30 protein-coding genes are annotated in these 24,770 nt (G+C 43.1%); 13 read left to right on the top strand and 17 right to left on the bottom strand.

Features of this window, described 5'->3' with window-relative positions; all coding sequences use genetic code 11:
* Positions 1 to 58 precede the first annotated feature (58 nt).
* The gene (locus ACQ86K_RS01240; RefSeq protein WP_431199642.1) at positions 59 to 1,171 is read right to left on the bottom strand and encodes a FecR family protein; all 1,113 of its coding nucleotides are present in this window, start codon (positions 1,169 to 1,171) and stop codon (positions 59 to 61) included.
* Between the two features lie 166 nt (positions 1,172 to 1,337).
* Between ACQ86K_RS01240 and ACQ86K_RS01235 the strand changes: the two genes are divergently transcribed.
* Complete coding sequence (locus ACQ86K_RS01235; RefSeq protein ID WP_431199641.1) at positions 1,338 to 1,523, top strand: hypothetical protein; 186 nt, start codon at positions 1,338 to 1,340, stop codon at positions 1,521 to 1,523.
* A gap of 5 nt (positions 1,524 to 1,528) precedes the next feature.
* On the opposite strand, the gene ACQ86K_RS01230 is transcribed toward ACQ86K_RS01235, so the two are convergent.
* Entirely contained in the window at positions 1,529 to 2,095 is a 567-nt protein-coding gene (locus ACQ86K_RS01230; RefSeq protein WP_431199640.1) for an RNA polymerase sigma-70 factor, read from the bottom strand.
* Between the two features lie 337 nt (positions 2,096 to 2,432).
* Here ACQ86K_RS01230 and ACQ86K_RS01225 point away from each other — a divergent pair, with 337 nt between their 5' ends.
* Together ACQ86K_RS01225 and ACQ86K_RS01220 are read left to right on the top strand one after the other, a co-directional pair.
* Positions 2,433 to 2,684 carry a helix-turn-helix domain-containing protein gene (locus ACQ86K_RS01225; RefSeq protein WP_431199639.1) on the top strand — a complete coding sequence of 84 codons (252 nt, stop codon included), beginning with the start codon at positions 2,433 to 2,435 and terminating at the stop codon, positions 2,682 to 2,684.
* 137 nt (positions 2,685 to 2,821) lie between these two features.
* Entirely contained in the window at positions 2,822 to 3,040 is a 219-nt protein-coding gene (locus ACQ86K_RS01220; RefSeq protein ID WP_431199638.1) for a helix-turn-helix domain-containing protein, read from the top strand.
* 2 nt (positions 3,041 to 3,042) lie between these two features.
* On the opposite strand, the gene ACQ86K_RS01215 is transcribed toward ACQ86K_RS01220, so the two are convergent.
* The 3 genes from ACQ86K_RS01215 to ACQ86K_RS01205 all read right to left on the bottom strand — a co-directional run bounded on the left by ACQ86K_RS01215 (position 3,043) and on the right by ACQ86K_RS01205 (position 6,086).
* Complete coding sequence (locus ACQ86K_RS01215) at positions 3,043 to 3,333, bottom strand: hypothetical protein (RefSeq protein WP_431199637.1); 291 nt, start codon at positions 3,331 to 3,333, stop codon at positions 3,043 to 3,045.
* A 285-nt stretch (positions 3,334 to 3,618) separates the two neighbouring features.
* Positions 3,619 to 4,269, bottom strand: coding sequence for a hypothetical protein (locus tag ACQ86K_RS01210; protein ID WP_431199636.1), 651 nt, complete (start codon positions 4,267 to 4,269; stop codon positions 3,619 to 3,621).
* Between the two features lie 59 nt (positions 4,270 to 4,328).
* A complete protein-coding gene (locus ACQ86K_RS01205) occupies positions 4,329 to 6,086 on the bottom strand; it encodes a hypothetical protein (RefSeq protein WP_431199635.1) in 1,758 nt (585 codons plus the stop codon).
* A 97-nt stretch (positions 6,087 to 6,183) separates the two neighbouring features.
* Here ACQ86K_RS01205 and ACQ86K_RS01200 point away from each other — a divergent pair, with 97 nt between their 5' ends.
* Positions 6,184 to 7,242: a hypothetical protein gene (locus ACQ86K_RS01200; protein ID WP_431199634.1), complete on the top strand. Its 1,059-nt coding sequence runs from the start codon at positions 6,184 to 6,186 to the stop codon at positions 7,240 to 7,242.
* A gap of 628 nt (positions 7,243 to 7,870) precedes the next feature.
* On the opposite strand, the gene ACQ86K_RS01195 is transcribed toward ACQ86K_RS01200, so the two are convergent.
* Positions 7,871 to 8,674 (bottom strand): SOS response-associated peptidase, encoded by an 804-nt coding sequence (locus ACQ86K_RS01195; RefSeq protein ID WP_431199633.1) that lies wholly within the window; start codon positions 8,672 to 8,674, stop codon positions 7,871 to 7,873.
* Positions 8,675 to 8,685: 11 nt separating this feature from the next.
* The gene (locus tag ACQ86K_RS01190; protein WP_431199632.1) at positions 8,686 to 9,165 is read right to left on the bottom strand and encodes a hypothetical protein; all 480 of its coding nucleotides are present in this window, start codon (positions 9,163 to 9,165) and stop codon (positions 8,686 to 8,688) included.
* 147 nt (positions 9,166 to 9,312) lie between these two features.
* Between ACQ86K_RS01190 and dinB the strand changes: the two genes are divergently transcribed.
* The 7 genes from dinB to ACQ86K_RS01155 are packed head-to-tail and all read left to right on the top strand — an operon-like array spanning position 9,313 to position 14,708.
* On the top strand, positions 9,313 to 10,470 hold the full coding sequence (gene dinB, locus ACQ86K_RS01185) for a DNA polymerase IV (RefSeq protein WP_431199631.1): 1,158 nt from the start codon (positions 9,313 to 9,315) through the stop codon (positions 10,468 to 10,470).
* 4 nt (positions 10,471 to 10,474) lie between these two features.
* Positions 10,475 to 11,230, top strand: a complete 756-nt coding sequence (locus ACQ86K_RS01180; protein ID WP_431199630.1) for a PHP domain-containing protein — start codon at positions 10,475 to 10,477, stop codon at positions 11,228 to 11,230.
* On the top strand, positions 11,131 to 13,416 hold the full coding sequence (dnaE, locus tag ACQ86K_RS01175; protein WP_431199629.1) for a DNA polymerase III subunit alpha: 2,286 nt from the start codon (positions 11,131 to 11,133) through the stop codon (positions 13,414 to 13,416). The genes ACQ86K_RS01180 and dnaE overlap by 100 nt, the downstream gene beginning before the upstream one ends.
* Before the next feature lie 33 nt (positions 13,417 to 13,449).
* Positions 13,450 to 13,683: a hypothetical protein gene (locus ACQ86K_RS01170; protein ID WP_431199628.1), complete on the top strand. Its 234-nt coding sequence runs from the start codon at positions 13,450 to 13,452 to the stop codon at positions 13,681 to 13,683.
* A 19-nt stretch (positions 13,684 to 13,702) separates the two neighbouring features.
* Positions 13,703 to 14,215, top strand: a complete 513-nt coding sequence (locus ACQ86K_RS01165; protein ID WP_431199627.1) for a hypothetical protein — start codon at positions 13,703 to 13,705, stop codon at positions 14,213 to 14,215.
* A 51-nt stretch (positions 14,216 to 14,266) separates the two neighbouring features.
* On the top strand, positions 14,267 to 14,581 hold the full coding sequence (locus ACQ86K_RS01160; protein WP_431199626.1) for a hypothetical protein: 315 nt from the start codon (positions 14,267 to 14,269) through the stop codon (positions 14,579 to 14,581).
* Positions 14,550 to 14,708 (top strand): hypothetical protein, encoded by a 159-nt coding sequence (locus ACQ86K_RS01155; RefSeq protein WP_431199625.1) that lies wholly within the window; start codon positions 14,550 to 14,552, stop codon positions 14,706 to 14,708. Before ACQ86K_RS01160 ends, ACQ86K_RS01155 begins: the two co-directional genes overlap by 32 nt.
* Here the strand turns inward: ACQ86K_RS01155 and ACQ86K_RS01150 are convergent, their stop codons facing one another.
* Positions 14,709 to 15,758: a hypothetical protein gene (locus ACQ86K_RS01150; RefSeq protein WP_431199624.1), complete on the bottom strand. Its 1,050-nt coding sequence runs from the start codon at positions 15,756 to 15,758 to the stop codon at positions 14,709 to 14,711.
* Positions 15,759 to 15,790: 32 nt separating this feature from the next.
* Positions 15,791 to 15,937: a hypothetical protein gene (locus ACQ86K_RS01145; RefSeq protein WP_431199623.1), complete on the bottom strand. Its 147-nt coding sequence runs from the start codon at positions 15,935 to 15,937 to the stop codon at positions 15,791 to 15,793.
* Between the two features lie 57 nt (positions 15,938 to 15,994).
* Between ACQ86K_RS01145 and ACQ86K_RS01140 the strand changes: the two genes are divergently transcribed.
* On the top strand, positions 15,995 to 16,927 hold the full coding sequence (locus tag ACQ86K_RS01140) for a hypothetical protein (RefSeq protein WP_431199622.1): 933 nt from the start codon (positions 15,995 to 15,997) through the stop codon (positions 16,925 to 16,927).
* A gap of 878 nt (positions 16,928 to 17,805) precedes the next feature.
* Here ACQ86K_RS01140 and ACQ86K_RS01135 read toward each other — a convergent pair.
* Together ACQ86K_RS01135 and ACQ86K_RS01130 are read right to left on the bottom strand one after the other, a co-directional pair.
* A complete protein-coding gene (locus ACQ86K_RS01135) occupies positions 17,806 to 18,540 on the bottom strand; it encodes a hypothetical protein (RefSeq protein WP_431199621.1) in 735 nt (244 codons plus the stop codon).
* On the bottom strand, positions 18,483 to 18,842 hold the full coding sequence (locus tag ACQ86K_RS01130; protein WP_431199620.1) for a hypothetical protein: 360 nt from the start codon (positions 18,840 to 18,842) through the stop codon (positions 18,483 to 18,485). Before ACQ86K_RS01130 ends, ACQ86K_RS01135 begins: the two co-directional genes overlap by 58 nt.
* Before the next feature lie 183 nt (positions 18,843 to 19,025).
* On the opposite strand from ACQ86K_RS01130, the gene ACQ86K_RS01125 reads away from it, so the two are divergent.
* A complete protein-coding gene (locus tag ACQ86K_RS01125) occupies positions 19,026 to 19,631 on the top strand; it encodes a hypothetical protein (RefSeq protein ID WP_431199619.1) in 606 nt (201 codons plus the stop codon).
* Here ACQ86K_RS01125 and ACQ86K_RS01120 read toward each other — a convergent pair.
* From ACQ86K_RS01120 to ACQ86K_RS01095, 6 genes are all read right to left on the bottom strand, one after another.
* On the bottom strand, positions 19,624 to 20,586 hold the full coding sequence (locus ACQ86K_RS01120; RefSeq protein ID WP_431199618.1) for a hypothetical protein: 963 nt from the start codon (positions 20,584 to 20,586) through the stop codon (positions 19,624 to 19,626). The genes ACQ86K_RS01125 and ACQ86K_RS01120 overlap by 8 nt on opposite strands.
* 240 nt (positions 20,587 to 20,826) lie before the next feature.
* A complete protein-coding gene (locus ACQ86K_RS01115) occupies positions 20,827 to 21,396 on the bottom strand; it encodes a hypothetical protein (RefSeq protein WP_431199617.1) in 570 nt (189 codons plus the stop codon).
* 146 nt (positions 21,397 to 21,542) lie between these two features.
* Positions 21,543 to 22,151: a hypothetical protein gene (locus ACQ86K_RS01110; protein WP_431199616.1), complete on the bottom strand. Its 609-nt coding sequence runs from the start codon at positions 22,149 to 22,151 to the stop codon at positions 21,543 to 21,545.
* Positions 22,152 to 22,288: 137 nt separating this feature from the next.
* Entirely contained in the window at positions 22,289 to 23,314 is a 1,026-nt protein-coding gene (locus ACQ86K_RS01105) for a hypothetical protein (protein ID WP_431199615.1), read from the bottom strand.
* Between the two features lie 4 nt (positions 23,315 to 23,318).
* Complete coding sequence (locus ACQ86K_RS01100; protein ID WP_431199614.1) at positions 23,319 to 24,200, bottom strand: conjugative transposon protein TraM; 882 nt, start codon at positions 24,198 to 24,200, stop codon at positions 23,319 to 23,321.
* Between the two features lie 212 nt (positions 24,201 to 24,412).
* Positions 24,413 to 24,769: a hypothetical protein gene (locus tag ACQ86K_RS01095; protein ID WP_431199613.1), complete on the bottom strand. Its 357-nt coding sequence runs from the start codon at positions 24,767 to 24,769 to the stop codon at positions 24,413 to 24,415.
* Position 24,770: the final 1 nt, after the last annotated feature.

Genomic DNA, 24,770 nt, shown 5'->3' with positions numbered 1-24,770 from the left:
GTCAGGGGTGCCGGTTACAGCCGGCACCCTGGCTTTAATTAACTATACTGATCCTTTCTTATTTCATGACGGTGATCCTCCTTCCCTCCAATCTGAAATGGACAGTTTGAGTAGCCTCCAGTGCTTTGATCACCTGGCTGATATTTTTATTCCGTGACACCCGCCCGTTCAGGCCTTCGTCAGAAATGTTTCCTTCATATTTTACATCTACATTATACCAGCGGGATAGCTTGCGCATAATGCTGTTAACTGGTTCATCATCAAACTGAAAATAGCCGTTTCTCCAGGCAAGTGCTTCTTCAGTATCTACTGACTTAACTTCAAGCTGATTACCCTTAGCTACTGATTGTTCACCGGGCTTTAAAAACATTGGGGTAGCGTTTCCCAACAGGCTGACTTTAACACGGCCTTCCAGCAAGGTGGTTTTTACCGAAGGGTCATCGGCATAGCTGCTGATATTGAAATGGGTGCCTAATACTTCGACTCTCTGATCTCCGGAAATTACAATAAATGGATGGGTCGCATCTTTTGCGACCTCAAAATAGCCTTCACCACTTAGTTTGACGATGCGGTTGATACCATGCGTAAAGGATGTAGGGAAGGTAAGCGAGGATGCAGCATTTAGCCAAACTTGTGAACCGTCAGGTAACTTAATTTTCCATTGTCCCCCGTTTGGAGTAGTAATGGTATTTTGTTCGGCTGTAGTTTCAGTGCCGGAATAGTCGAAGATGACCTGCCCGGATTGGGCTTTGACGATCTTAACACCTTGTTGTTGATATACCTGGCCATTGGTGGCGTCAGATAGATTAAGTTGCCGACCGTTGGCGAGTGTTAATATTGCTTTATTGGTTCCTGGCGGCAAATCGTTAGCCAGCTGTGGGGTTTTTCCGGGATTGCGGTTGACAAAGAATAGCATAGTTACGGTAAATAGAATGCCGATGAGAATGGCTGCCGCGGCCAGCCGGATGCCGATTTTAAAGAATTGCCCCTGATTGCCGGGTAAGCGCCTGAATATTTCGTTTTTAGCAGCGTCGATACTTTTCCCGTTTAATTGGTATGGCTCCTTTTCATTGTATTGAAGATACCAGGCTTCCAGCAAGGCGCGTTCTTCCTCGGTAGCAGTGCCATCATTATATTTAGCAAACAGTGTTTTTAATTCCGCTTTGTTCATGGTAGGTTTCCCTCTTTATAACCATGGCGGTAATCGAGCGTCATTGAGGAACAGGGAGTGAAGATTTTTTAATAATAACTTAACAGTTTATTTGCAAGCTGGTAAAGCCGTTTATGGCTTTGGAATAAAAGCAGCTTCCTTTTATGTAATAACTTATATTTGTTATATGGAGAAATTAGATTGCCATAACCAAAGCGAAAAGATAAATGCGCTGCTACAAGGCAAAACCATCCTTAAGTTTAATTTCCCACATGAGATTGAGTTTACCGATGGTACTGTGGTAGAATTTGATGTTGGTGACAATTCATGGCGGCAGGATGTCACTATTTATGAAGCTGGCGAAACGCGGTAGCGCTATTACAGAAAAATAAACATAGGGCCTAACTTGGTTCGTAATACCCTTACAGCTTTGTTTACTTGCTTTGATACGTTATTCTCGGTAGTGTCCAGTTGCTCGGCGATCTCCTTATAAGATAGTTGTTCTTTCCTGCTCATTTCGAAAATTAGCCGCATTTTTGGTGGCAATTCCGCAATTTGCTTATCTATATATGCCTGAAAATCTCTTTCACGGGTTTGATGGTCGGTCGGGTGAATTGGGTTTTTACTATAAAATTTTTGGAGGGAATCAACATGCTTTTGTTCCACCTGTTCGTGGGCAAAAAGATCGAATATTTTGTTTCGTGCCGATGTAAATAAATAAGCCGCTAAATCATTTACCTGTGAGGTTTTTTCCCGCTTGAACCACAGGTAAGTAAATACATCTTGGGCAACGTCTTTCGCTTGCTCTTTATCCTGTACCTTTTTGATAGCGTGTACATAAATTAGATGAAAGTAGCGATGATAAATTTCAGAATAGGCGTTGTGGTCGTCCTGGCCCAGCAGTCGGAGTAATTCATTATCGGAAAGGAAACTGAGGGCCGCCATACGCTAACATTTTATCAATGCAGCCTCGCTTGGCAGGTTGAAGCAAATAAGGCCGGAACCCACCTGTCATGTCGCATGGCTCTGGTAAGCCAACCTCTTGCGAGGCGATCATCATGACATAAGCGAGCTCCGGCCCTATTGGATATAGGGTTGCGGAACTACACTTACCATCGCTGATCAATTTACCAGATTTTGCGGCGAGGCTCGTTAGCAGCTCTTATTCGTTACAACTAAGAAGCTGCAAAAATAATCTAAATTCTAATCAATTAACTAAGCTACAAAACATACCCCACATGTGGGGTATTAACTGAATTAATTTTATATTCTTTTATGGTTGATGTCAGCAAACCCAAACATATCAACCATAGAGCAACACGTTATTGATTTTGTGACCGAATTGAGAATTAAGAATCAGCTCACCCAAGCGGATATCGCAGCCATCATTGGTACGGGCAGATCTTTTGTTAACAAAGTGGAAGACAAAAAAGAGCGTGCAAAATATAACCTAAACCATATTGACAAATTAGCCGACCATTTTGGCTTATCTCCCCAAGCCTTTTTACCAATAAAGGCAAATAAGTTTGTTTAATTTCGGATGCTTAGAGTCAAATAGTTTAGACTTTCTAAACAAGTGTAATTAAATTCTATCCAAAATCAAAATTATTATTTCTAAAATCTAAACACCCGTACATTAATTCTTAATAACAGTAAAGAAAATTAGAATTAATGACGGAATTGGGCTTATACTTAACCAAAAAGTCTGTTAATAAAGCGGAAATTGCCAGACGGACTGGGATAAGTAAGGCTCGTTTAACTCAGTTAACGAACAATACCACCACCAAATTAACAGCAGAAGAACTTTGGAAAATTGCGCTCGCGATTGATATTACTCCAGGCAGTTTACTGACTGAAGTTTGCGGCCATATCACACTACCGCAAAATTGATTTTATTTGTGAGGATGTGAATGGTGATTAAGCAGTGCTAAAACCACCATAATTATACCCCCAATAATCAATAAGAGTCCTATAATTGAACCCAGCCATTCCAGCAATCGGGTTAGATTCATTCGCTCATAAGAGGAAAAGGTTTCAACACCTGTGATGCTTCTGCGGTTGAACCGGTTTCGGCCGATCATATACCTGATGATGATACCGGTAATAACTAATAATACACCAACGATTTCCAATCCCTTATTGGTGGCTAAAATAGTTAACTGGACAAAGAGATACTTGCTCATTACTGGTTTAGTTTGATATACTGGGGTGTATTAATAACCAATAAATTGCCTCATGGTTTTAAAGTGGATATCTGTGAGCGTGGGCGTTCCTTCCGGGCAGGCTCTTCTTTACAAGTCCTCGCATAGCTGTCGGCTTTTTTTCGATCCTTAACGCTCGTATTTTATTTGAACTGATGTAAATAATGCCTATTTTGATAGATGCATTTTTACCTGAACAGCGTATCTCGTAATCAGCACATGTTCATCGAAAAGAACGTCAAATGTATATACACCGAAATTAAACTGTCATAACGGATCATACCCAAATAATTCTTTAAACGACATATTGGCTTGTTCTGCTATAGTAATATTTTCATCTTGTTCAGCTTTGGCCAGCATATAAATAAAATCAAAACTCCTGCTATCAAAATAAAGGGTATTGGCAATATAATCAGTATCCAGAAAGGTGTCGGCCAACGTGCGAATAATCTCTTCCGCAAATTCAGCTAATAATCCGCATTCGGAAACGGTAATAAAAGTCTCCGTCCGATCAAAAGGATCACTATCCGTATGGGCGAATAAATTATTTCTTAGCCTGTTAATTTCATGAATGACCAAACTCAGGTCATTTGCCCGCTCATTGAATGCAGCCAGTGTTTCCTGATTGAATTTAAGTGAGCGGTAATCTCCGGCAGGTCCGACTTTCCTCAACAATTTCAACATATTGAATTTTTGATTATCCGAATCTCCGAATAACTTACATAATTCGATAATTGCTAAACGCCATAACGACCAACTGATAAAAGACAGGTGACGGTGCTGTCTGATATACACTGACTCCAGCCGGGTTTCCGGCATCTCAAAATAGGTTGCAAATTTTAAAACCTCTTTAGTGATGATCAGGATTTTCCACCTGATCTCAATATCCTCTTTTAGCAGCGCTCTTTTCGACGGCATAATTTCAATTAAGTAATTTATATTTTTTAAGTCAGCATATATCTGGCTTGCTAACAACATTATAAAGCTTTATTAAACTCATCAATATCAATGCCCGACAATATTAAAAGTTCCCGCATTTTCTTCGGAACTAAGGTTTTGTCCGTTGTTGGTTCGATCAAATAGGCGTTGTAAAATTCATCAAAACTCATATTTGCCCGCATGAAATTATTTTGTGTTGGCTGGGCAGCTAAAAATGCTTGCGATTGTTGCAAGAACTCAAAATAGTTTAAAAAACCAGACCCCAAATCTATCATGTTCTTATCGGTTACCGCCAAATCCAATATGGTTTCTAAATTGATCATGACCAATGGCGCAATAGTCAGGCGTTGACCTTTTACCTCTTGCAATAATCTCATCATCTTGTAGTTCAGATAATTATTGACTCCCGGAAGGCTAAAGTTAAAGTCGCTATATACGATTACTGGAAATATCATAATGTCACCATCCTCATGTAATCGATACAATTCCTTATCAAAAGTGAAAGATTGCTTTATAAACAGTTCGATTTGATTAACCAACTGGCCAACGCCTTTCGGTTGATCATTTTCGGACTGAACAAACTTCTTGTCTAAATATGCATTCAGCTTGGCAAAATCAGGATTCTTTATAAGCTCATCCTGAAAAACGTAGGCTTTATATTCAAACAAGATAACTTTGTTACCGACTCTTATATAGCAATCAGGGCAACTTGGTGTGCCGTCGTCAAAATAAACAAGGTCATTGGTGTCACCACTAAACAGTTGCATGACCGGCTTGAAATATTGTTTTTCGAACTCGTCGGAAACGTCCTTACTATAAGTATTGAAGATTTTTTGTCGTTTTTTATCGTCATAATCCGGGTTTTGCGTTAATGAGGTCGTATGACAGATCTCAAAAAATGCCCCTTTAAAAATTTTCTTATTGCTGTAGTTGTAGTCAATCACCATATAACCCTTTCGATCCGCCGCATAGCATAAGGGGGCAACTTTTATATCCAGCAAATCAAAGTGGTCTTTTTCCTTCAGGTTGACAGAAAGGCGCTGCAGGTGTGTCTGATCAACCCCATCATCTGGTACAATATAATTCAAACGTTTCAACATCGCCGCATTCGGGTCGGTATGTTGTACTGTCTTATTAATCTGGTCAAAACTTTTGAGATACCTACCCACCGATTTAAAGTGTAAAGCTGCTAAATACTCTTTCAAATAATGCTTATACTTACTATTTACCATAAATCGGAAAAAACACATCGATTTGTACGTTTCAAACAACTGGCTGCATTTCTCATTGTACTCAAATTGGTTGATCGTAGGCAGCCACATGATACGTAAAAGATTATCAGGGTCACCGGGAATCAAGGATTTAAAATCGATAGCCTGATGATCCTTTTCAGCTACTTCGTCGATAATCAATAAGTAGGCTTTAAAAAGCTGGTATTCTATTGCCGGATCATCGTTTTCTTCAGAAGTCCGGTAGCTATTCAATTCTTTGAGTATCATCGTCATGAAGTAACGCGGCCCGAAGAAAACCACCACCGAGTCCTCGCCCAGTTTTTCAGTAAAGGCGTTTAAGCGGTCTTTTAAATCGCCGCGTTGCTCGTGGGTAAAGCGTTTGGTGAAATCGGCAAAGATAGCTGCCTGGTTACCCTGAAGCCCGCCAGTTCCGTTTAATTCGTTATTGAGTGCGCTCATTACTCTGATGACCATTTCTGAAGAAATGCCGCTGACCAGTTTGCTGTAGCTTTCATTTTGATCGGCAAATAAATCTTTATAACCGGGGACAATGCTTGATTTCATCCTATAAATTTAGCCGTTATAAAGCGCGATGCCAATTTAGTTATCCACCAATCCTGCTCAACATCAAATATTTCCTAACTTTCCATATATTTTATATATGCAAAAAAAAGCCGTTTTCATTTTTGGCGCAGGCGCTGTCCTGGATTGGGGCGGTCCTTTGACCCTTTGTAAGCGGAAAGCGTATGAGCGGATACCGGAACACGATACAGGGGAAATTTATAACCGCCCCTGCTGCCTCACACATTTATTATTAGTCACAGGTTTTTATACCGCGACGGGCGAACGAATCACCCAGCGTATTTATGATCGGCTTAAGCAGGATGACCCGAATGCTTATGTGAATTTTGAAACGATCCTCAATATAGTCGAAGATCTATATGCGTACTGGGCTGCCCGAACGGATAACGAAAAGAACAATCTTTATGATTTAATTGACGTAAATGAAGATTTGAGTGAGCTGCACCATTTCACAACAACTTCTTCCGCACATCATTATTCGCTTGAAGTGCCTGGCTTTACGATGCTTGATGGTGCGGAAATGATCCATAATGACATTGATCCGCATGTCAAATATTACGAATTATTAATTAACGAACTGCTATCCGGTATTGTCGGGCATATCTCTAAATACGCCTATGCCAGTCCGACTCACCAGCAATTCGCGCAGGATGTTAATTCAAAAGTTACTGAGAATTTCCGAAGCTGGATGCGATCGTTTGTTGAAAGCGGGCATACGTTGAGGCTCTATACGCTCAATTATGACGACATCTTTAAACGAATAACGGAATCTGAAAACGTAACCGTGTTTGACGGTTTCTTTCCAGGACACCAGCCCGATAATTACCAGGCAGAACCCAACCTGAAGCGGATCGTCACCGACACCGATACCCATTGCCATTATAATCTGCATGGTTCATGGTATTGGGAGGTTGACGAGTATAATGAAAATCAACTGCAAAGCTATCGTTACCGAAAATCCATGCCCGGTGTAATCAATGGTTCCGCAGCGTCTATCGTACTGGAAAAAGGAAAACGCATCTTGCTGACCAATATCATTTCGGGTTATCAAAAAGTACAAAAAACAGCAACATCCCCTTTCCGTCAGTTTTTTCAACACTTGACCACGATTGTCTTGAAGCAAGCGACCTATATTTGATTGGCTATTCTTACGGCGACGAACATATCAATGACATTATACGAAATGCGCGCAGGCACAACCCTGGTTTGCGAATTACCCTCATCAATCCAACTTTCGAAGACATTAACTTCGCACTCCACTTTTTGTCGAATTGGGGTTCTCCTAAATTAGGGATATACGAAAAAGTAGGGGAAAAAGCTGTCATTTCCCGTCAGTTCAGAGTACTCGCCCTCACGGAAACCTTCGGAGAGTATTTGGCAGCTGAAGCTGCAGCTCCCCAACCAAGGTTCGAATATTTATTCTGAATCCCGCGCTACAGATAGACCCGTCATCGTTCACGGACCTACAAGAAATCGGCTTCATATTTATAGTTTGGAATCGGATAATTTTCGTCCAACCAAAAGCGACCTGCCTATTTTTGACGACGATTATAGCGACTGGCCGGCCTTTGAAACGGAGGCTTGGAATGGTGGCAACACTCAAATTGTTCCAATACTGTGTTATGATATTCGGTTTATTTAGATATCCCATGATGGAAATCAGCACCGAAGATTCACGCCCCGAATTTAAACTGCGTGAAGTGTAATAATCTTAGTCGCCACGAAAAATAGCCCCGATAATTCGGAAGTGATTATGAAAGATAATTCTAAAAAAGGCTGGTCTGTTCTTCCGGAGGCGCATCGTGTCCGTAAATCGGTAATTTTTTGCCCCAGTCATAATAAGCATCAGCTATAATGCCTTCCGGTTTAGGTTTGCGGCTCCGTATAGAATAAACGGGATGATGGGCTATCGCGTCCGAGGGCATCTCAAAATGAAAAAATTCATCCATATCGTCATCACCGAGATCATCCAGAACCCAGGCCTGTTCCATTTCCGGAGTAAGGAATAAGGGCATACGATGTTTATTTTCGCCGGAATTGTGTATCCACTTCATTTTATCGTTCGCCGCCCGCGTGATCATGGTAAATGTTGCGATATTTTGCAGGTCACCTGTATATTGATCAACTTCCTGGCTGACCTGATAAAGTGCCGGCACGTAAAACTGCTTGCGGCCTTCCAGTCCGATGAGATAGGGAATTTTATTTTTAAAACCTTTCACTTCCTGATGCTCATAGATACCTGTTGTTGGAATCAAACAGCGATTCTGCCTTATTCGGTACCAATATGATTTTTTGTCGCCAATGATCCGCTCCGAACGGGCATTGACCATGTTAGAACGCTGCAACTGGCGCTCACGCGGATCGTCGATCCAGGTATTGACCACCCCCCAGCTCATATTGGCCAAGGCCAGGGCTTTGCGATTGACAACAATAGGGTAAGTAGGCAATACTTCGCAGGTTACATGAACCATGTCAGTGGGATAATGCGCAGGGTTAGGTGACAAAAGAATATCCTTAAAATCCTTTTTAATGATGGTAATTTCTGAATGAAAACTGATATCCCTGCACATAGGTTATTTGATCATATCATAAAAAAAGCGGTATGGCTATGTTCACCTGAGGTGATCTCTGCTTTTAACCTGCCGTATTCCACAAATATACGCACATCGTAGTGATCTTCCTTTTTCATCCGGATGTAGTGGATATAGGCTGAAACAGCTTTCGCATAAGCCTTTTGCAGGCGTTTCTCATGTTTGTTATCCAGCGTACCATTATAGAACATAGTTAAGCCCGAACTGGTTTTTAAAAGATCGATCACCGTTTGATATTCCAGCAGGTTCAGTAGATTTTGCGCCTTTCCTTCTTTGGGCTTTAACTCCATCGCATGGCGGCGGGCTTCCTGTTCATCGGCATAGGCCGATAAAAGAAAAGTTTTTTGCTGCGGCTGTCCTGGCCATGGAAAACGCTGGATGACCACATAGGGCTTTCCTGCGCCCATCAGCTTTCGTATGGTATCCTCCTTGATGCGCAGGAAGGGATTATAAAACAAGCTGTCAACCATTTAGCCTATCCTCCAAAATTTATTTTCAAATATAAACAAAATGCTAATATTTTTAGTATTAGTTTTGTTGTCCGTTTTCTAAACGAATAAAAACAAAAATCATGATGTGATTAGAGACTAAAGTTTTATAACATAATCCGAGGTAGCATGAGCACAGACCGTCAGATCATCCACATGGACCAGGATGCATTTTTTGTATCCGTCGAAGTCCGTAAAAATCCACAACTAACAGGCAAACCGGTGATCATCGGCAGCCTGTCGGACCGTGGCGTGGTCGCCTCATGCAGTTATGAAGCGAGAAAATTTGGTATTTACTCAGCCATGCCGGCGAGAATGGCTCGTATGCTTTGCCCGCATGGCATCTGGATCAGGGGTAACATGGACGAGTATTCAAAAGCCTCGCATGAGATCACCGCAATCATCAGGGAAAATGTGCCTTTGTTTGAGAAAGCCAGTATCGATGAACACTATATCGATATGACCGGTATGGATAAACATTTTGGCACTTTGAAATACGCCAAAGAACTTCGGACAAAAGTCATGAAAGAAACCGCGTTGCCCATTTCCTTCGGGCTTTCCGTCAATAAAACGGTTTCTAAAATGGCCACAAACGAATGTAAGCCCAATGGCGAGTTAAACATTGAGAAAACGGTAGTACAGCCCTTTTTAAATCCACTCTCGATTAGAAAAATTCCCGGCTTGGGTGAAAAGACGTTTATCAAACTGAGTGATATGGGCATTAAGAAGATCTACGAGCTGTCGCAGGTCCACCCAGAATACATGAATAGCATCCTGGGCAAAAACGGTATCTGGCTTTTGCAAAAAGCCAAGGGAATTGATGATTCGCCTATCATTCCTTACCAGGAACAAAAGTCAATCGGTACCCAAACCACTTTCGAGAAGGATAGCATCGATCTCGTATCCATCAATTATTTATTAACGGCGATGGTCATGGAATTGGCTTTTGACCTGCGACAGAAGAAAAAGCAAACCGCCTGCGTGACCGTGACCATTCGTTATTCTACGCGTGAAGATGTTACTAAGCAAGCCTCCATTCCTTATACGGCTTTGGATGGGCCACTTATCCTAAAAGTAAAAGACTTGTTCAAGCAGGCTTACCAAAAAAGATTGTTGATTCGTTTGGTTGGCGTCCGGTTATCGAACCTGGTCAATGGTTTTGAGCAGATCGATCTTTATTCTGCATCGGAAGAACAATATAGTCTTTGTCAGGCAATGGATAAAATCCGCAGGCGCTTTGGCCCTGACTCGATCAAACTGGCCTCAGGTATTAATCTTAATCTTTAAGCCAATGTACCTGAATGTCCATTCCCAATACAGCTTACGTTTCGGTACCATGTCGATCCCGGCATTGGTGGAAGAAGCTATTGCGCGGGGCGTGACCCAAATGGCGCTAACAGATATCAATAATTCCACGGGCATCATGGAGTTTATGCGGGAATGTGATGAGAAAGGGATCAAGCCCATCGCTGGAATGGAGTTCCGGCGGGATAAGCGGTTGCTATACTTCGGCATTGCACGAAACAGGGAGGGCATGAGGGAGTTGAACGAGTTTCTGACCGAGCATAATTTAGGACAGCGGCCCCTGCCTGATATGGCACCCGAGTTTTCAAACGCTTATATCGTTTATCCTTATGGCCATCAGGAACCGTTAAAAGTAAATGAGTATTTAGGCATACGCTATGATCAGCTTAACCGCCTCTTTAATGTCAACCTGGAAGGCGTTAAGGAAAAACTGTTAGCTCTCCAACCTGTGTTCGTGGCCGATAAAATAGAATACCGCTTGCATGAGTATCTGCGGGGGATCGATTTGAACGTGGTACTGACAGAGGTGACCAACGCCGACAAATGTACCGCCACAGATATGTTTCTGCCACCAGGCCAGCTCGAAGCAAAGTTTTCCAGGTATGCCTTCATTTTGGATAATACGCGTAATCTGATGAACAGGTGCGTAATGGATTACCCAAAGGGAAGGATCAATCTGAACCGCCGCACCTTTACAGGCAACAAAAAAACGACCAGGAACTTTTGGAAAAACTGGCTTTAAGCGGTATGGAATACCGCTATGGCAAATCAAATAAGGAGGCTTTACGCCGGGTTAAGCACGAACTGAAAGTGATCCATGAATTAGATTTCTGTGCTTACTTCCTGATCACCTGGGATATTATTAGGTACTCCAGCTCACAAGGCTACTATCATGTAGGCCGGGGGTCTGGTGCTAATAGTATTGTAGCCTATTGCCTCAAAATAACGGATGTAGACCCAATAGAATTAAATCTCTATTTTGAAAGATTTTTGAATGCCCAGCGCACTTCGCCGCCAGACTTTGATATTGATTATTCATGGGATCAGCGCGAGGACGTTCAGGATTATATTTTCAAGCGCTATGGTAGCCAGCATACCGCTTTGCTGGGAACCATGTCCACCTTTAAGGATAGGAGTATTATCCGGGAGATTGGTAAGGTGATGGGATTGCCTAAAGCTGAGATCGATGGTTTTACAGACCCAACCCGTGCGGCCATTAACCGTAACAATGATGCTTTTAGAAAGATCACGGCCATTTATGAGCGAATGGCCAATATGCCCAACCAGCGATCCATTCATGCAGGCGGCGTATTGATCACCGAAGAGCCGATTACCTATTATACAGCACTTGATCGTCCGCCCAAGGGAATGGCGACCGTCCAATGGGATATGTATGAAGCTGAAAAAATAGGCTTTGATAAATATGATATCCTCAGTCAGCGCGGTATTGGCCACATAAAGATGGCCGTGCAATTGGTGGAAGATAACCAGCAGCGCAAGATCGATATACATCAGGTCAAAGGTTTTATGAAAGACCCTGCGGTAAATGCCAATCTCAGAATTGGTAATACCAAAGGCTGTTTCTATATTGAATCCCCGGCCATGATCCAGCTTAACCGCAAACTGGAGTGCGATAGTTATCTCGTATTGGTCGCCGCCAGTTCCATTATCCGCCCCGGCGTAGCCAGTTCAGGCATGATGGGTGAATATATCAAACGGCACCACAATCCCAACGATGTAAAATACCTGCATCCGGTAATGGAAGAGCAGTTGAAAGAAACCTATGGTGTAATGGTTTACCAGGAGGATGTGATCAAGATATGTATCCACTACGCTGGTATGGATGGGACGGACGCGGATATCCTCCGAAGGGGGATGAGCGGAAAATGGCGCTCTGATCATGAAATGAACAGGATCAAGGATAGTTTTTTTAATGGTTCTTTAAAGCTGGAGCGCCCCAAAGAAATCAGTGCTGAAGTTTGGCGGCAGGTTTCATCGTTTGCCGGCTACAGTTTTTCTAAAGCGCACTCGGCCAGCTTTGCTGTAGAAAGCTATCAAAGTCTATACCTGAAAACCTATTTTCCCCGTGAGTTTATGGTAGCCGTTTTAAATAATTATGGTGGCTTCTATGATCGGGCACTCTATGTGCAGGAGTTGCAGCGTTCGGGCGGTGTGGTCCATTTGCCTTGCGTGAACAATAGCGACAGCCTGGTGAATATTCATGGTGTAGACGTGCATCTCGGATTTGTTGGCATTCATGGTCTGAATGAAACCTATATCGAAATGATACCGGAAGAACGCAGGCAAAACGGGCCTTACCAAAACCTGGAAGATTTTGTCAAAAGAACAGGGATCGGCCTGGAGCAGGCTATCACGTTGATTAGGGTGGGTGCCTTAAGATTTACGGGAAAAAGTAAAAAGGAATTATTATGGGCGATCCATTTGTTATTGGGTGCGAAGGCCAAGCCTTCCAGCTCTGCTGAGCTGTTCTGTGTGGAGGCCAAAAACTATTCGTTACCGGTGTTGATAAACACCTCCCTTGAAAATGCTTACCATGAATTGGAATTGTTGGGGTTCCCATTAAGCATGACCATGTTCGACTTGCTGCAAACAGACTATCGCGGCGAGGTCGGTGCCAATGATCTGATCAACCACGTAGGCCAGCTGGTAAGGATGGTCGGCCAGTATGTTTGCGAAAAAACTGTGATCACTAAGAACAACCAAAAAATGTGGTTTGGTAATTTTTTGGATGTAGAGGGAAACGGTTTTGATACCGTGCATTTCCCAAACAATACGCCGCTGTACCCTTTTCGTGGCGCAGGTTGTTACCTGATACTTGGGAAGGTTGTTGCAGAGTTCGGTTTTGCCAGCCTTGAAGTACTGAAATTCGCCAAACTCCCAATTTTACCTAACCCCGTAATCTCCTAATATGATAGCTGAACACATTTTTACCGTTTTAAGATGGATAGAATAAATATTCAATGTCTGATCGATGGACAACCAACCGAACTTCAATTAGACAAAAAAGCGATGCCGGGCGAGGCCGGGCCCTGTTTTATGATCACCGCTAACGGATATTTTAAAGGGTATATCTCCCGTAAAAAAGGAGGCGATTATCAGCCCTTAGGAGTGCAGTATTATACCGCGCTCGATTTGCAGACGATTGGCGCAGAACTTCGGGCACACATAAAATAATATTTTCGTAGCTTGGACTATGCAACATGTGATCGGTAAGACTTACGAGGTGACTTGTGCGGAATTGCGCTGGAAAGGGGACGGTTTGCTTTTTTATATCCCGGTCTTTGATCACCTGCATGCTGACCCTCAATTTGGTTTCCCGCATGAACACTATCATATCGATGGCCGTTTCGAGATACACCCAAGAATGCGCCATTGGTTCAAGATCGACGATGGTCATACGCTTACAGTTATTGTCACGCATAATAACGGCAGCTACCGGTTTCTTAAACTCGTTAAACGATCATTGCGTTTGGAGCGTGTGAATACAGGTCTACTATTTACAACAGAACCACCTGAAGCTGTTTCAGAGAATTTGGTTAACTATCGTGAATGGTATCTTTCATACGTTGGGCGATCATGCAAGGGCAAACGTTGCCCGCATTATGGTACGGAAATGCTGGAAAAAAACGGAAAATTGGTTTGTCCAATGCATCATTTGACTGCGGATCCCTTAAAACAGGTGATCATCGCTGAAGGGGAATGGTAGACTTTAGTCAGATTAATTTATGATATTTGTTCATAGCCAAAAGATGAGCCTATGAGTTTCCTGTCCTTCATCATGCGTGCTTTTAAGCTGAAACCATCCTGGAATGGAACCCCTGAAATGTTCCTGGCCTTAGTGCTGGATATGCAGCACCGCAATAATCCGGTTTATTCACTTAATGAAGTGCTCCAATGGGGTGAGGTGATGCAAAAGGTCATAAGCGTAAAACTTGATCCTTTCAAAAGCTTTCCAGACTTGTTACAAAACGGTATACCTGATTACGCATTAGTCAAAAAGATGGGCACCAAACTGGACAGAATTGAACCATCGTCAGGAATTGAAGAAAGCCATTTATGGCGAACACACTGACCTGGGTGAAGATGATATCATGACCAGCACTGCTGAAGGTGCCGTTTTTGCGCGCAAAATGGTGAAAGACCTTTCCAAATATGTGGATTTCCCGGAGGATGAAAAGAAGAACCTTGATAAGCTGTGATCAGGATACGTCCGGCAGGTAGCGGATGTTAGGATAGATCTTTTTCATTACCTCAAAGATATCATGGTGAACCACCCGGTCGCCCAAGGTCATTTTCTGGTAGGATACACCATCAGGCTTCATTTCCTTGAACAAAAGTACAACCGCAGCTTTTCCTTTGATTTCATCATAGATCGCTTTCTTATTAACATCGTTCTGCCTGATCGGTATGGCCCTGTTGTTAGAAAAGCTGCTAAAGACCTGTTCAATAGCGATCACGATGACCAACAAACCATCCTGATAGTTTTTGTGCTGCCTGAGTTTTTCTCTTATTTTTTCTACTAAACGTGTGTTTCCATCCTCCACACTCGTCCTTGTTGCTGTATAAGCATTGGCATGGTAGCGGTTTGTTTTAAGGTCAGCTTCAATTTTAAATTTGATGTAACCGGGATACTTGTCAAGCAATTGATCATACGCCCGTTCATAATTTTGGCTGAACACCGGTTCTATTTGAAAAGCAAAATCATCCGTTTCCTTCTTGGAGGGATGCCTGATGGTATTATCTTCTTTGACAGATCGGTAACCATGAACAAAATCCTTCACCCCCTTGTAAAATAATTCCTTATTTCGCTTAACAAGCCCATCCTTTCTCTTTTTAAAAGCAATATATCCGGAAAATATCTCATCCAGCGTCAGCGTCCTTTTTATGGTGGTTTGATGGAGGGACCCAATGATCTCCATACTCAGGGCCAGCAATTCTTCTGTAAAAGCATCATAATATTTGGTGACCTCGATGTTATAGGTTTGACCGTTGTACTCAAGCAGCAGATCAATCTCTTTTTGATTGCCATCAAGGAGATAGGATTGTCCGACCTGCGGGTTTAGTCCAACAGATCTCAGCAAATAGTTAACCTGTAATTCAAAGAGCTTTTCGTTAAAACTGCGGTAGTTGATCTTTCCGTTTTTTTGAATAATATGAAGCGCCTCTTTATTCGGTAGCTTACGATAAAACTTAAGTAGTTCTGCAACTTCATTCAGCAAATAGATAGAGCTTGGTTGCTTATCAGCCAATATATGCAGCAGCCAACTATCATGATTTTTAGTTAATGGACTTTCCAGGTCGCCTGCGGGAAAAAAGAAGCAACATCATTTCTTATCGCATCAAGATTTCGGAAATGCGGATCATTGATCAATGCATTCTTCCACTTAAATGCCTGCAAACTCTCGTACCATTCGTTTAAATAGTTCATTCAATGTGCTGAATTGCTTAATTTTAGTTTTCTATATTTTGAACACGGAATTTTTAAATGAAGTTAGCCGAAAATATCGACATCGATTTTGATCATGAATTAAAATTTTCACCTATTCCTTTTAAGGAGGTGATTCAAAAAGACAGCTATTTCATTGATATTCTAAAAGCTGAATATTTACAGGCCCCACTTTGTCCTAAGCCCTATTTGTATTTGCGTGAATTCATCACAGATAAACAATGGGAAAAAGATAGGTCTGAAAACCTCAGCCAGGCGCGTGTAGTCAGGCACGATAGCCAACCGATCGCTGCACCTTTCGTCGCAGACACTCCACTTGAAACCAAATCTAAGAGACTCACCGAAGATTTTTTTGATAAAGTGATCGCTAAGACACTGGATGAGAAATATTATGGTCGCCATATTCTGGAAACAACATTGGTTAAGGACCTCAAACAACTATCAGATCAGCTGGATGTTTTTAAGCACTATGCCATTGATCATACCGACGTGACCAGTTACCAGGGATTTGCACAGGCGACCGCCAAAAGTTTAGTTAAACAACTGGACAAGATCGCTGACCTTAGGTTACGCATGGCAGTTCTGGAAAATATACTTACCGCTGATCTTCATACCGAAATTACGGTTTTAACTGTTGTCAACAAGACGACGGAAACGGAGAAAAATGCGATTAAAAAGAGGTTCATCATTCTCAAGGCCTATGCTGACGAAATACTTCAGGATGCCAAAGACCAACTGTTAGTCCTCACTCAGGCGGGCCACATGATAGAGGAGGAAATTCCTGTTAAAGTTAAGGATAGTGGACATGGATATTACGATTGGCCAGATCGCTTTTTTCCTTTGACCTCAATAATTACCAGTTTGGTAATAGTACCGAACCGGGTAATATTACAGCGCAGTTCCGTATGCGACAGATCGTACTGGAAACTAAATTCCTACATGCGTTTAAAGCAACTACGGCCGAGTCCCTGAAAACGTTTCTGGATGACCAATTTGAACTAACTCCGGCGAGTAAGGCAGACTTTTTAAACTATGTAGAAATAATAGGAAATGCTAACCTTAAAAGCTCCTTTCAGGGGGCCAGCATAAGAAAAGCAGATATCTTCCGTGTCTGGCTAAAGGATAAACGTGAAAAACTACCCAAAACCGGTAGCCAACAACGAGCCCAACCTATTACAACCCTTTTTTTGAGCCTTCAAAAACATCGCAATTCCTGGATATTTTAAAAAAGGTAGAACCGCCAATTTTAAATGACGACGGGCATTACCGGTTGGGGGAACGGAGCAAAAGCGCGATCGTTGCATGGTTTGATATTTTAGACCGGGCAGGGAAAATTCGTCCAGGTCTTACTGCGGGTAAAAAGACTGAACTTATTAACGAGCTGATACCTGATTTAAATATAGATAAGCGGTCTTTTGGGAACACGCATAAACGGGCGTTTAAAGATTATCACCCTCAGTTGGAGACATTGATTAAGAAGCTTTAATGTCATTATCTTCCTTACTTTCAATGTGTACAATAAGGAAAATAGCATAACGCAACTTGCATGAAAATTAAGAATTTATGCAAGAGATCAAGGCTTTTAAGGGCAATTCGTCCAAAGACACAAACGAGTTATTCAGAACATTTTCAGCATTTTTTAACAAACCCGCTACAATGCGAATGGTAGAGGTACAAACTGGGATTCTGAGGCCGAATATTTGCCGCTACGTAGCCCGACTACAAAAATCCGGAAAAATTAAACTTATTAAGTTTGGCTATTGCCCCTATACCAGACATATTGCCGGTTTTTACAGTACAAATCCAGCAGTTGAGGGGAAAGCCAATGAAGGTTTACAATACGACCTGTTCTAAGCTGTCATTGGGTTAGCATCTGGCAACAGATTTTGAAGAAAACTCCGGTAGTGGCGTAGACGGGAAAGTACCACAGTGACTTCAATATTTTGTTGAGGATCACCCAGCCAGTCCGAAGCACGAACGACGGCAGTGGTCATGTAATCCCCAACCCCGAAACGATCTGGCCGGTGAATTGTATTTTCATTTTGCTTTTGCGCGGCCTTTCGAATGACTTCATGCCATCGATTCCGCAGCTCGGACTTACTCAGGTCGGTATCGATTTCTGCATCAATATAGGAGATCTTAAAACACAATTTCCCTTGTTCAATCTGTAGATATACAGGAAATCCATTCCAATAATCCCAATTTAAAACGGCATTCCAGAAACTCGCACCGCTGGGTGGATTGACCAGGTTCCAATCAATAATACCCAGGTTTTTTTCGAGGTATTGATAAAATCCGATCCAACAGGCATCGTCCCATTGTCCGACCGGTGTGGTTTCAAAAGCATCATGCGCTTTCTGCAACTGATGGAGCCTGGTCCTAAAATCGGTTAAAATGTCACTACCGCTATCCGGGTATTGATCCAGGAGAGCAATAAAGTCTTCGCGGTCAAAGGGCGCAAAACCATCCTTTTTGATCAGATTAAGACTTTTTTGGGATTCACTTCCTGTTTTTAAATAAACGCAACCTAATTGTGCATTATACTTCTTGCACCACCGTTCGCCGGATAAACGGTAACGCTCCAATTGTCCTTCTCTTTTTTGGTAAAGGTTTTATCCTCAATAACGATCAGGTATTTTGCAGCCGCTGTTTCCACTTCAACGTATACATCTATATTTTCCCACTGCCGGCCACTGCGGACCTTCAATAGCGGGTCGTCAGTGACAGGATGGTTTTTGCTGAGCAGCGTCTTTACAAAAATGGTCCCGAGACGATGCAAAGTCCTATCGTAACTTTCGTTCTTGGGTTCTGCCCATTGAACCAGCCAGGCAATAAATGCATCTTGATGTAATTCTTTGGTGGCAATGCTAAAAAGGTTCGGTTTCAATTTATATTTTTAGGTATTGCTAAATTAACCATTATTAAATGAATTTATATAGGGGAGATTGTCTATGTAATACCGGTACTTTACCCGGCCGTTTCCGTCTTGATGGCATCAGAAGCAAAACTTTCGGAATCGGTGACCCAGCCTATATTAAACGAGAAGGTTTAATCACAGCGATACGCAAACATGTCTCGTCCCGACCGCTCAATTCCCGAAGAATTGCACTACTACGATACTACCGATTTCATATCCTTTTCGGAAGATCGGGGCAGAGCGCTCTATTGGCTTTCACAACGCGGAAAATTGAGTCTGCATCCAACCACTACAAATTACCAGGAAACACACTATCTCTTTACCTTGGATATTGATCTCAAAACAGCGGTAGATTTTGGTGACGGTATTTATTTTTATAGCTACGAATGTAACCCTGTATTAAAGGAGCCTAATGCGCCGGATGTCATGAGTATTTTGGAAGCGCAATTGGTTCGGAGTGTGGGTTGCGAGGTTTGCCAAAACGGGGCAATAAAACACTCGCTGATCCTGGTCAATAGCGAGCAATATCTTACCAGCCAAAATTCCGATCAATCATTGGATGGCGCTATACAATTTGCGAGGAATGATAAGGAATGGCTTATATTACCAGCCGATCCTATGTCTCCAGATTTTTTTCACGCAAGAATTCCAAGAAGCAACATTTGGACAGTGGATTTATTTTCGGACGGGACAGCCCGCGATCCATTGCATCACAGATCTCTCGGCCAGATAGGGGATGAAAATGGGAATATTATTTAGTAAACTGATCCTCGAACCATTCCTGAAACAGTGTTTGGGATTTAAAGAATAGGAGAGCAAAGACAACCAATGATTTAAATGGTACATTTTCTATCCGTAATAAATGAGTACGGTAACTTGCATTGCTCGTCACCTGACCGTGAGCTAAGTTTTCTGTTAATCGTTTTTTTCCATTATCGTCTTCATAAACATTGATCGCCAGGTCAAGGTGATTTAAAACGGCGTCCTCAGCGCTCGTACCCTGTTTATCATCTGTGTCCAAATGAATGCATCTGCCGAAAACCATATTATTATGATCCATGCCGGTTAGTTCCTCCAGCATCATCGATAAATTTCCGTTATTATCACGTTTAGCTATTACCTCCAGGCGATTAATATTTTTGATCTTATATTCCCAAAGGGCTTGGGGATTATCGGGATATTCGTCTTCACCTAACTGGTAAGCCGCTCCCTCCTTATCCCGGTTGTGTATATTTAAATTTTTCCACCAATTCGGATTTGCTGGCATGAGGATGGATTCAAAAAGCCGGCCTGGCGGTTGTTTATCAAATACCTTGTGTGGTTTCAACCGAATGAACAATGGATGATCTGGAAAATTTGCCTTCACCCAACCTAAAGCTGAGGGGTTTAAGCAATAATCGATCAAAAAATAATGGTCCCTGTACTTAGCAATTTCCGTATCGCCTATCTGTTGAATAGCTGTAATGTCGATCAATTCATTATCATAATTACCCGAGTCCTTCCGACGGATGTGATCGGCCAGGCTTGGCTCTGCCTGAAAAATTGGCTGGCCGGAATGATACGTTTCACAACGTTGGCGGTATTCTAATTTGATCACTTGCTCAGTCAATTCAAAGCAAATCACAAAACAGGTTTCTCGTTTGATACCTTGATATGCTTTAAAATAACCTATTGATAAATACGCGCTGGCACGGTTTATTTCGGTAGCACCCAAAAACTCCTGCCTGAAACTGATGAGTTGGTTTATTTTTTCCGGATCATTAACAATTAAGTTATTCATAAACTGCTCGGTCGATATCCCGGTTTCATTTATTTTTTGTGCAAACTTTTCCAATGCACTGTAATATTCATCTATTTCCATTTTGGTAACGAATTGTAACGCGAAGTTAAAGATTGCTCAATGGCTTTTAAATAAGAAGGCAGGAATTATATCCTGCCTTCTTTTATTAAACTGTCATTTTACGCTTTCGCGACTGCTGCTTTTTTCAGGCAGGCCCTCCTTTTGCTGCCGGTTGTTCTTTTGGGATTGGGTGTTTTTTTGAGACGGCTGCAACAATTCTTCGCGTTTGATGCGTTTCATCTGGTGATCATAAAGGTCAACTGTTTTGAACTGTGGGCTGGCGGTCACAAAGTATTTCACCTCTTCCTTACCACGGGTGACCGTAATTTGCTGGGCATTGCCTTTATTCAACGATTTAAGCAGGCTTTCCTTGCTTTCGGCATTCTCCATTTCCTTAATGCCCTTACCTGTCAGAACTTGTTCAAGGTTGAAGCCGTAATTTTCATTGAACCTTTTGATCTCCTTATTCCCATTCTGGGTCAGGTTATCCGGGTCGAGTTGCAGCCAGGCATGGTATTTTTCGCCTTCCTTGTTAAACAATTGCTTATGCACGGCGCGGCCTTCCATCAGGTTAAAGGCTTCTTTTGCCGTGATACCATTACCTTTGTTGATATAAAAGGTTTGGTTGATGTCCTCATCCTTTGCTTTGGGAATGGAGGCATCGTACTTGTTGAAAAAGTACATCCCTTCCGATTCTCCGGCCTTAAAATGAAGCTGGTAATCTATCGGCGTTTGATTGAATTCGTGTTTGGCCGCCAGCGTAAATTCCGGTGTTTTTTTACCGATCTGTTGTTCCAGTTCTTTGTTGACCTTATCGCCGAAGCCAAGGTTCAGCAGGCTTTTTTCAGGAAATCTAAATTTTGCGTGTTCATATTATTTGCTTTTAGTAAATGGATATATTGTTCTGTTTCTTTCAGGTTCAGGGGCATAAAAGGGTCTTGCCTATCAGAAGTGACCAGTTTTAACTGGAGCAGCTCCAGCGCTGTTTTGGCAGGTACATCGGCCTGCAGGTATTGGAATACCTGGTGATTTTCTTTCCCTGGTACATCGAGTGAGGCATCGATACAATAAAGCTGGTACCCGTGCTTTTCGTCCAGCTGATAGCTAAGGGTAAATTCTGCGCCATCCTGTTTGGAGTAAATATCATGGAGTTGGTGCTCACCAAGCACCATGGCTTTTAATTCATCTAAATTGTAAGGGTCATTGTAACCCAGGTCGGCTAATTGTGACCTTAATTCGTAATAGTTAATGGCAGTATTCATACTCTGTTGGGTTACTTCGTGATAATCTGTAAAACTGGCTTCGAGATAGGGAACATTAGCGCAGATCGCTTTTTCCAAAGGCGTATCAGCGTAATACTTGACCAGCAGTTGTTCCCATATCTCCGAGGCCTTGGGGTCGTTACCGGCACGCATGAAGGTATCCAGTTCCTTTTCCACACTGCGCATTTCTCTTAACCGGAGATCATCAGGTGGATCGGTGCTATAGATCCAATGCCCTGGGTGCTTCTGTCCAGTCAATAGCCTGCATGCGCTCTTCCAGTTTGGCCGTGTCAATGCCGTAGAAGATGCTGTGCTTAATAGTGATGGCCATTCTTAACTCCTTTCCGCAGTCGTTGTGCCGGCATTTCCGGTTTTTTGATGACAGCCCGCTGTTTCGCTCTTTGGCTCAGTTGTTCGGCCGTAATGGGTTTACCTTTCGCGTCGAACAGTTTCAGGTTATTATTGGCAGGATCGGCTTGGACAGAAATATTCTGAAACTGACCTTCATGTTTCCAATGTGTTGGCACTTGCTGCCCGTTTTCCAGGTAACGGATAAGTTCCTCTCGATTGCGGGTGATCTGTGGCATGGCGGCGATGGCCGTAGCTACATCAAATGGATGTTCAGTTGCATAATGCCGCACTCCCTGCTCCCCAAGCTCTACCCAGCGTTGATTCTCATGCCCCGTGGCATCAATATAGTTCTGTTTCAGTGCACGGCCTTCGAGCAGGCTCCAGGCTTGATTGGATTTGAGGCCGGGCCAGTCTTTCAATTCAAATTCGTAAGAACGGGTCTGCTGATCTTTTTCCATTAAACTGCCATCCAGCCGCACCCATTGGAAATTACCGTAAACATCTTTTTCGAACCAGAGGTCGTAGTTCAGCCGCCTGTTCTCTGTAAGCTGGCAATCCAGCGGAAGACAAACCTGTTTATGATCCGGGTTGAGGTGATGCTCCAGTTTACCTACGACCGAACCTAAGCCCTTATCTCGCAGCTGTTGCTTAAGATCTTCCATGTTGGATTCACGCTGACGGGCGATGTTCTGCGTATAGGCAGGCCCATCGATAAATCTATCCTTCAACCGCATCCAAATACGTTGCAGCAGGTTGGGATATAACTGCCTTTCTAACCGGGCCAGGCTGTTGGTCATCAAGGCCATAAATGGTCGTTCATCCGGCCTGACCGTACCGTTCAGGCGATGGTTGGCCTGTTGCAGGTACTCCAGCTGTAGTTTTAATAAGGTGCGTTCATCACCCATGCCGTTCCGAAGCATAGGCTGTAATTCGTTCTTTCTATCTTCCCAGCCCTGAAAGGCCAGTAATACACGGTTGACTGGTTTCATAAGCTTAATTTTTGTTGATTTTTAATAATACCGGGAACTCATCTTTCAGCTTGACTTTGATCTTATGCACCTTTTTGCTGAATAGTCCTTTGGCGGCATTGATACCACCGGCTGCGGCCTGGGCACCAAGGCTCGGGTCCATTGACATGATCTGCATACTTTGCACCGCATTGTCAGCGCCCGTACCGGCCGCACCACCTAACTCTGCTTCTGGCGCAGGTATGCCGGGCATACCATCCAAACTGAAAACCGTCAGGCTGACCGGGATGATCTGCTTATCGAGGCGAATGTTCTGAATGGTTAATAACAATCGCTGGTTGGTGACTTGGCAGGCCCCAAATAATAACTGGCCTTTAGGCAGCATTTCACCGCGAATGCGCACGGAATCGGTTAACTTAAGGCGCACTGTACCGCCATTCATCACCTTTTGCTTGCCATCGATCTGGGCAGGAATAGCTTTGAACGGCGTTTCATCGGTTTTCTTTTCGGTCGGTTTGCCGGTGTTCATTCCCGGGTTTTGTATCGCTTGGATTTTATTCAGCATTGCATTGATCTGCTCCATCTCAGGGTCCTTGCCTGGTGATGAATTCATGGCTTTCATCATTCGGTTCAGCTTTTTTACCTGGCGATTGTCGTCCTCATCAATATTGGGTGAGGCTGTCGTAGGGCGGTTGATCTGTCGGTTGATCTCGGCAAGCTTAACTGAAATACGGTCAGATTGAATATCGGCAGCGTTCCGACTGGCAGCTACAGTGGCTGCTTTAGGGTTGGTCGTCGAGGCACTGTCCACCTTGTTCGGATCAAAACCCATCTTTTGCATAAACTCCTGGCTCAGGTCGCTTTTCTCCTTAGCGCTATCCTTCGCCGCTGTTTGATAGATATCCATTTTATTGGCTTTTTCCTTGTCCCGGAATTGGGCAGAAGGTAAAGCCATGTTAATCCCCTTTGCTGCGCGGCTGCGGTTTGAGCTGGTTTGGCGCTACCGCCGCCCAGGGCCCAAAAAGCCATGGTCAGAAAAGGCAGAATGAGCAGGGGAACCATTACGTAGAATTTTCTTTTTTCCGGAGTTCCGGGTTTAGCGGCGATTGGCCACCATTGTCAATGATCGTTTCCATGTGTTCTATTTTTATGGGTTAATGAATCTGTTGGTATTAAAGTCTTTTTAGGCACACCGTCCGAGCTTTGCCCGATATGAACAGGCAAGACGGATGAGCGGATATGCGGAAGTGTGCTTTTTCGGCTCGTAAGCAGTACACTGCAAATAATGGCCGCCGAAGCCAGCAGGCAGAAAAGCCAGAACCAGCGTAGCTGTGCCGCCTTTTCATAGCGGCGCGCACGGCCGTTGAGGCGGTCGGCAGCAGCACGTTGCCAACGGATGATCCGCCCGGCAATGAGGGATGCCAGCCTTTCCTGGCCGGGGCTTTCTTTGGGGTGTTGTTTTTTAATGAACCACATA

Source organism: Mucilaginibacter sp. P19 (assembly GCF_050632265.1).
Taxonomy (GTDB): Bacteria; Bacteroidota; Bacteroidia; order Sphingobacteriales; family Sphingobacteriaceae; genus Mucilaginibacter; species Mucilaginibacter gossypii.
The sequence above is the reverse complement of the archived record's forward strand: the minus strand, read 5'-3'. Positions and strand labels throughout refer to the sequence as shown.